Origin of the sequence: Dietzia sp. UBA5065 (assembly GCA_002415925.1) — a bacterium.
Classification (GTDB): domain Bacteria; phylum Actinomycetota; class Actinomycetes; order Mycobacteriales; family Mycobacteriaceae; genus Dietzia.
The window spans coordinates 70,868-71,761 of sequence record DIAZ01000186.1 but is presented as its reverse complement, the minus strand read 5'-3'; the positions used below and the strand labels follow the sequence as shown (position 1 = coordinate 71,761).

Here is an 894-nt window from a genome sequence, read left to right as displayed (position 1 = left end):
CCGGTCCCCGGGACGTAGACGGCGACCGCCTCGGTGCGCGGACCGAGCTCGCCCACCACCTCGATCATCCGCCCGCCCCGGTGGGCGGAGAACGCCACGAACGAGCGGCGCCGGCGACCGTCCCGCCGGGCCATGGTCTCCAGGCGGCCGATCCGCGGGCTCCACGGGGTCCCGGCCAGCTGCTCTCGGTGCAGCGCCCGCCGCACCGACACCGCGGTGGCGCGGGCCCGCACCGCCCACGGCACGCCGTAGGTCCCGCCGACCGCCTCCGGCTCGGCCAGCGCGAGCAGGCGCCGGTCGGCCCTGCTCAGGTGCTCGACGCTCGAGTACACCTCGTCGGGCGTGGCGTCCGCCCAGGCCGCGACGGCGGCGCGGGTGTCGAGGCCGGCGCCGCCCTCGGGGCCCCGGGACAGCCCGGCCAGGCGCGCGAGGTCGGCCAACGCGTTGTCCGCGGCGCGGTCGAGCGAGGCCCGGAGGCGCGACCGGGCGGGTTCGGGGAGCGGGTCCGGGCCGTCGAGGTCGTCCCACGAGTCCTCGGCGAGCTCGACCAGCCGGTACACGCCCGCGAGGAGCTCGGCCAGCCCGCGGGCCTCGCCGTCGAGGGCGTCGGCGAGCGCGGTCAGGGCGGGGGAGCGGGTGGGCGACGAGGCCAGCGCGTCCCGGGCGGTGGTGATCGCGTCCCGGGCCGCCACGAGCCGGGCCGCCCACCCGAGCAGCCGGAGCACCCGGTCGGGGGGCGGGTTCTCCGGGACCGCCCCGGTCATCGGGGCCGCCGCGCCGGCTGGGTGGCCGCGATCGCCCGCGCGGCCTCACCCGCGGACTCCTCCGGCAGCGTGCCGTCCGCCAGCGACCGGGCCAGCGAGACCAGTCGGGTCACCCGATCGATCGCGGGGT

At 80.0% G+C, this 894-nt stretch carries 1 pseudogene; it reads right to left on the bottom strand.

Annotated features, from left to right (window positions below):
• Positions 1–764 (bottom strand): annotated as a pseudogene (locus tag B4M60_RS15640) (hypothetical protein); the annotation flags it as partial.
• Between the last annotated feature and the right edge of the window lie 130 nt (positions 765–894).